Source organism: Clostridium sp. AF27-2AA (assembly GCF_003478505.1).
Classification (GTDB): Bacteria; Bacillota; Clostridia; order Lachnospirales; family Lachnospiraceae; genus Brotaphodocola.
Genome location: NZ_QUFI01000062.1, coordinates 1 through 6314, shown reverse-complemented (window position 1 = coordinate 6314; position 6314 = coordinate 1). Strand labels below are relative to the sequence as shown.

7 protein-coding genes are annotated in these 6314 nt (G+C 49.3%); 1 reads left to right on the top strand and 6 read right to left on the bottom strand.

Annotated features, from left to right (window positions below; translation table 11 throughout):
• Positions 1–40 precede the first annotated feature (40 nt).
• Positions 41–1357 (bottom strand): SLC13 family permease, encoded by a 1317-nt coding sequence (locus DWY84_RS16880; protein ID WP_243024907.1) that lies wholly within the window; start codon positions 1355–1357, stop codon positions 41–43.
• 13 nt (positions 1358–1370) lie between these two features.
• Entirely contained in the window at positions 1371–2525 is a 1155-nt protein-coding gene (locus DWY84_RS16875) for a PrpF domain-containing protein (RefSeq protein ID WP_118534461.1), read from the bottom strand.
• A gap of 253 nt (positions 2526–2778) precedes the next feature.
• On the opposite strand from DWY84_RS16875, the gene DWY84_RS16870 reads away from it, so the two are divergent.
• Positions 2779–3690 (top strand): LysR family transcriptional regulator, encoded by a 912-nt coding sequence (locus DWY84_RS16870; RefSeq protein ID WP_118534460.1) that lies wholly within the window; start codon positions 2779–2781, stop codon positions 3688–3690.
• Here the strand turns inward: DWY84_RS16870 and DWY84_RS16865 are convergent.
• From DWY84_RS16865 to bilS, 4 genes are all read right to left on the bottom strand, one after another.
• On the bottom strand, positions 3687–4166 hold the full coding sequence (locus DWY84_RS16865; RefSeq protein ID WP_243024906.1) for an 8-oxo-dGTP diphosphatase: 480 nt from the start codon (positions 4164–4166) through the stop codon (positions 3687–3689). The genes DWY84_RS16870 and DWY84_RS16865 overlap by 4 nt on opposite strands.
• A gap of 63 nt (positions 4167–4229) precedes the next feature.
• Positions 4230–5042 (bottom strand): GNAT family N-acetyltransferase, encoded by an 813-nt coding sequence (locus DWY84_RS16860; protein WP_118534459.1) that lies wholly within the window; start codon positions 5040–5042, stop codon positions 4230–4232.
• Positions 5043–5060: 18 nt separating this feature from the next.
• Positions 5061–5579: a peptidylprolyl isomerase gene (locus tag DWY84_RS16855; RefSeq protein ID WP_118534458.1), complete on the bottom strand. Its 519-nt coding sequence runs from the start codon at positions 5577–5579 to the stop codon at positions 5061–5063.
• Positions 5580–5742: 163 nt separating this feature from the next.
• Positions 5743–6246, bottom strand: coding sequence for a flavodoxin family protein BilS (bilS, locus tag DWY84_RS16850; protein ID WP_118534457.1), 504 nt, complete (start codon positions 6244–6246; stop codon positions 5743–5745).
• Positions 6247–6314 lie beyond the last annotated feature (68 nt).

Below are 6314 nucleotides of genomic sequence, written 5' to 3'. Positions count from 1 at the left end.
CTGCTTCGGACCTTTTGTGACTATTCTTAAATTGTTATTTTTAAAATACTCCTCCCAGACTGAACACTCCAACTGCCGCCATAACCACGTTGACGCATACATTAGCTACAGAAAGCAGGAACAATGTGTAGAACATTTTATTCATTTCCTCGGTGGTAGTCTCACGCGCTGCGGAGTAGGAAGACATGATGATGGCACCTCCGGTGGAAAGTGGGCTGATTGCTGCTGCAAAGGAGGTTGCGGTGATTGCCGCGATCAGTTCTACGTAGTTGACTCCGGCAAAGCGCTGGCAGATTTCTGCGGAAATTGGGTACAGGGTTGGCATGACAACTGCGGTGGTGGAGCTTACCCAGGACAGGATTCCGGAGGTTGCTGCCATGATCGGGGTTGCGGTATGCTCGGTCATAAAGGAAGCCAGGGTATCGGAGATCAGGTCGATGCCGCCTAAGAGGCTGATCATGTTGACCAGTACACCCACACCACAGATCATGAGCAGGGTGCCCCACGGGATGCTCTTAATAGCTTTCTTCTCATCGGCACATCCAAGCAGGATCAGAACCGCTGCCATGACAAATGCAAAGAGGCCGGTATCTAACTTAAAGCCGATGCAGCAGATGACCATAATGAGAATTGCTGACATGGTGATGCGCTGTTTCCCGTTAAACTTTTCGATTTCGGAAAGCTTCAGCGGGTTGTCTGCTTTTACTTTGTAGCCTTTATAGATCACATAAACAATCAGGGTAAACACAAAGCCGGAAAGCAGGGTGCTGACAAACAGGTGCAGGGAAAAGCCGGTGTAGCCTAACGGCTCAGACAGTTCCTTTGCCAGAATACCAGTCAAGGACAGCGGGGATGCGCAGCCCGCATTGGCACCCAGCTTTGCATATAATGCTGTTGCCATCGGGTTGATGTCCAGTTCTAGTGCCAGATATACGGCAAAGGTTGTCATCAAAATACCTGCTGCAATGTGGCCCGGACCAATTGCAGAGATAAAGGCGGACAGAAAAAACATCAGGACCGGGATCAGATAAGTCCGCTTGCCGACCAGAGCTACGATCTTTTTGGAAAACAAATCCAGCGTTCCGTTCTGGGATGCCATGCCAAACAGGAAGGTAACACCCACCAAAGTTACAAACATAGAACTGGAAAAGCCTTTTGCCACATCACTTGCCTTTAACAGCCGCATGGTGTCGCCAGATTTAATCTGCAGCTCTACCGCCATTCCCAACAGTGCCAGTAAAAAGGCAGCTCCGATGGAAAAGAAGCCGATATTGATTTTCTTTACAAACCCAACTGCGATTACCATGATTAATACCAGCAGAGAAAGCTGCGGTAAGATTGCCCGAATCATTTCCATAATATATCCCCCATTATCTTCTGATTGATGCAATGCCTTCCATCAACAGGTTGGCCGTGCGGAATCCAAAGGTATCTTCAATAACCAGCTCATTTTTCTCTGGCCGGTAATCCACGCCACATTCCAATACTCCGCCCGGATGTCCGATACGGATAAACTTGGTATCCGTGTCCGGATTTAACACCTGCGCTACTACGCTTCCCGGCACAACTGCTGCTGCCGCCGTGCACATGGCTCCGGTCATCGCATAGCTCGGATGTGATTTCTGCATCGACATCATCCGCGAAAGCAGATCTATTTCTTCTTTCCGGATTGTCGTTCCATCCGCGGTCTCGTAAGCATCCGGCTCCGCCACAAATGTCATCTTCGGAATACCAGGTGTTTCCCATGCTGATTTTTTGTAATCATCGATCAGGCCAAGCTTCACCGCGGCAAGTCCCCGCACCGTTTCCAGAAGCTCCAGCTTCGCTGCATCCGCATTTAACCCGTTCGGATTTTCTTTTCCGGTCAGCCCCAGGTCCTTTGCGTTTACAAAAACAAGCGGATTTGCCGCATCAACAATGGAAACCTTCACCTCACCAAAGTCCGGCACCATCAGCACATCCACTGCATTTCCGGTTGGAAGCAGACCCTTTCCTAAGGTTCCTGCCGGATTTAAAAATTTCAGACGGATCGGTGACGCCGTTCCCGGAACTCCGGCAATCTGGAAATCTCCTGTATAATTCACGTGATTCCCGGAAGTTTTCACATCAGCTGCAATGATTTTTCCCGTGTTGGTATTGTAGATCCGCACGGTTGTCTCGTTCTCGTTCGGTGTGACCAGACCTTTTTCCAGCGCAAACGGGCCAACACCCGAAGAAATATTTCCGCAATTTCCCTTATAGCTGACGATCGGCTTGTCTACAGATACCTGTGCAAACGTATAATCCACATCGGCATCTACTCTCTGTGACTTTCCCACGATTGCCACCTTGCTGGTTACGGACTGGGATCCGCCAAGTCCGTCAATCTGTTTGCTGTCCGGGCTTCCCATCAGACGAAGCAAGATGGCATCCCATTCTTCCCTGTTCTCCGGAAGATCAGATTCCAATATATAAATTCCCTTACTGGTTCCTCCCCGCATGATCGTCACCGGAAGTTTGTACACCTGCTCATTTTGATTCCGCATTTCGTTTCCTCCATCACCTGTGTGTGAAGGCGGCTGGCCATGCCGCCGGTTTCTTAACCGGTACCGTTTTTATGGTTTTATCATAGCATGACGCCAACTGTAATACAAATTCATAATTTTCATTCAAACTATTCTATACATCTATAGTTTATGCTATGATAAACTTAACAGATTATAAGGAAATCTTGCATGAACTGCAAAAACGAAAGCACGATCTCAAAATCATGTCAGGAAAATTTTGGGGGGGATTTTTATGGATTTTAAAGACTTATCTTATGTCCTGGCGATCGCCAGATATCAGAATATTACCAAGGCTGCGAATTCTTTATATGTAACGCAGCCGACACTTACAAAATTTCTTCAGAATCTGGAGTCCGAGCTTGGTCAAAAGCTATTCCGGAAGCTGGGTCACCGTTTTGTCCTCACTTATGCCGGGGAACATTATGTGGAAAAAGCATCGGAGATCCTGAACCTAAAAAAAGAGCTGGACCAGGAGATGAACGACATCGTAAAGAACAATTACGGCTCTTTAAAGATTGCCTTTCCGACCATGCGCGGCACCTACATGCTTCCCTGTACCCTGCCGATTTTCAATTCCTTATATCCCAACGTGCGCCTGGAAATCCTGGAGTCGCATTCCTATTTACTGGAAGATATGCTGCTGAACGCCGAGGCTGATCTCGCATTTTTCAATCTGCCTGTTAAAAGCCCGGATGTTGACTACGAGATCATCAGCCACGAGGAGCTGCTCCTGATCTTGCCGCATCATCACCCACTTGCGGAAATGGGCGTGCAAAAGCCGGACTGCAAATACCCGTGGATGGATCTCAAATACTTAAAAGACGAGCCATTCCTGTTCCAGACTCCGGGACAGCGGACCCAGCAGACGGTAGACCAGCTTTTTAAAGCGACCGGGATCACCCCGATCATAAAGCTGCAGACCAGCAACATCGCCGCAAAAGTCCAGCTGGTGGCAAAAGGCTACGGTTGTGGTTTTGTCACTGAAACCCATTTAAAGCACATCCAGCCGCCGCCTGATATTGCCTGCTTTTCCGTCGGCCCGGAAACCTGCACCACCGTTGATTTTGTGGCAGCCTACCGGCGCGGCAGTTACCTGCCGTACCATGCGCAGGAATACATTAAAATTGTAAAGGATTTCACCTAAAGCTCCATTTCCCTGCCATCCAGAGAAGCCGATACCAGCTTATCGTGACCATCATAGACAAGCTTGAGTGAGAAGAAATCCGTGCGTTCATTCAGAAGTCGGAAGAAGATCTTATCTCCCTCCCAGATGTTTAACGTTACTACGTCTTCCTTATTGACCCATACCAGTTCGCCCTCATTACATGCGATCGGTTCGCCGGTAAAGGCATCTGCCGTAAAGAGTGACATATATTCTGTCACGCCATTCCCGGAGACAAAGGTCACAATGGCACGGTATTTCCAGGAAGTCAGCGTATAACCGGTCTCCTCCCAGACTTCTCTGAGCAAGCATTCCTCCGGACTTTCATCTGCCTCAAAATGGCCGCCGACTCCGATCCATTTGTCCTTATTTACATCATTTTTCTTCACGGTGCGATGCAGCATCAGATACTGCCCGTCTTTTTCAATATAGCATAATGTACTCAATGAGCTCTTCACTTTTTCATACCTCCACAGATAATAGCAGCTTATTTTCCAAACTGGGAATTCTTTTATTGCCGTTCACATATTACAAACAGTAACATACTTTACCTTTAGTTTCCGAAGCAGCCGGACCGATGCCGTATTTTCTCCTGCCACGCAGGCACACACCGGACAATCCAGTTCGTTCTTTGCATAATCAAGAATCGCACGGCATGCTTCTTCGGCATAGCCCTGGCGGCGGTAGGGGTGAAAGACGTGGTATCCGAGTTCCAACTCTTCGTCCGACCCATTTGCTCTTACAGTCTCCCGCTCCTTCGCATTGGATAACCCGGCTTTTCCGATGATCCTGCCATCTGTTTTTCGCACCAATGCCCAGATTCCATACTCACAAAAGCGGTACTGGCCTTTGATATAGGCCTTCAATTTTTCTGCATCGTAAAAGACCTGGTCGGCTTCCCGTTCTTCCTGTGTGAACCAGACATCCGGCTCCTCTGGCATCCCGGCAATATCTTCCATGGTAAATTCCCGGATGAGCAAGCGGTCTGTTTCTGTGATAATCCAGGGCAGACCGATGTGGCGGCGCACAATGCGTTCTAAATACTCCGGGCAGATGGCGTCCGGCGTTGCCAGATACTCTGCATCCCAGATGTCATTCGCCGTCTTTCCCTCTGCTGCCTTTTCGACCGGCTGGTTTTCTGTTCGCAGAAGCTCTGATGTCTGGCTTTTCTCCGTCCGTTCTTCCTTCTGACTTCCTCCGCCATATTCCTCCAGATGAATCAGGCCAACAAAAGCTCTCCCTGCTGCTTTCGCGGCAAGGAGAGCTTTTCGTTCGTCAGAAACCACAACCGGATATGCTTTCTTTTCTACCCAAACTGTATAGTTCTGAACCATATATTCTTTTCCTCTGAATCAGCACTTTTCCGGCTCGTCATACGCTTCGCCGAAGGTATCTACGGTCATGCTCTTGATCTTCTGCTCTTTGAGCGGTCTGTCGCTATAATCGGTGCGGGTCTCGGCAATCTTGTTTACCACATCCATGCCGTCAATGACCATACCGAATGCTGCATAAGCACCGTCTAAGTGCGGAGCGTCTTTGTGCATGATGAAGAACTGGGAGCCTGCAGAATTCGGCATCATGGAACGTGCCATGGAGAGAACGCCTGCAGTATGCTTTAAGTCATTCTGGAAACCGTTCTGACTGAACTCACCCTTGATGGAGTAACCTGGGCCGCCCATGCCGTTGCCGTTCGGACATCCGCCCTGGATCATGAAGCCTTTGATGACTCTGTGGAAAATAAGGCCATCATAGTAGCCCTTTCCTGCCAGGCTGATAAAGTTTTTTACGGTGTTCGGAGCAACCTCCGGATATAATTCTGCGCGGATCACGCCGCCGTCTTCCATAGTAATGGTAATCTCTGGATTTTTCATGGATCAAATCTCCCTTCGTGTAGTGCGTTTGGTGTCACAACGCAAACGCTAAGATGGGGAATATTATATCATAAATTCCTCTAATACGCAAATATCCAACTCATGAGTCATGTTCCGTTCTGTATACACGGGTAGTTACCGTTCAAGCAGGTGAACGAGGCCTTCACCCTGTAATCATCCTCCGCAGTCTTTCCAGATCCTCCTGATCCGGGTGGGAAAGCGCCTGATCGAAGTTCTCGATCAGTGCATCCAGATTCGGCTTCGCATCCGGCATCTCCTTCATCTTCACATAGCGGTCCCGCACCGCCTGCGGCATCCTGCCCTGGCACATGTACTCTCCAACCACCGTGTTGCTTGCGTCAATGGCCGTGCGGACATTCGCTAGAATCTTCTGATAGTATGCTTCACTGCCGCCGAAGCCCGCGGTGCCAAACAGGAAAATCTTTTTGTTCCGAAGCCTGCCCAGCAGCTCCAGGCATGCCTGATCCGCCGTGCCCTTGTCCGTCCAGAAACCCACATAGATCATCTCTGCATCCGGATCTGCGGATTTCGCCTCCCCGAAGTACGCACACCGCGCGTCCGGCAGTGCCCCTCGAATCGTATCCGCGAGCTCCCTCGTGTTGCCCGTCCGACTGCTGAAAATAATGGCATATCTCTCTTCGCTCATCGTCCTGTCCTTCCTTTCATTCTCTTCAGTGAACTACCCATTGTCTAAAGCCAATGGGCTTCCTGCTT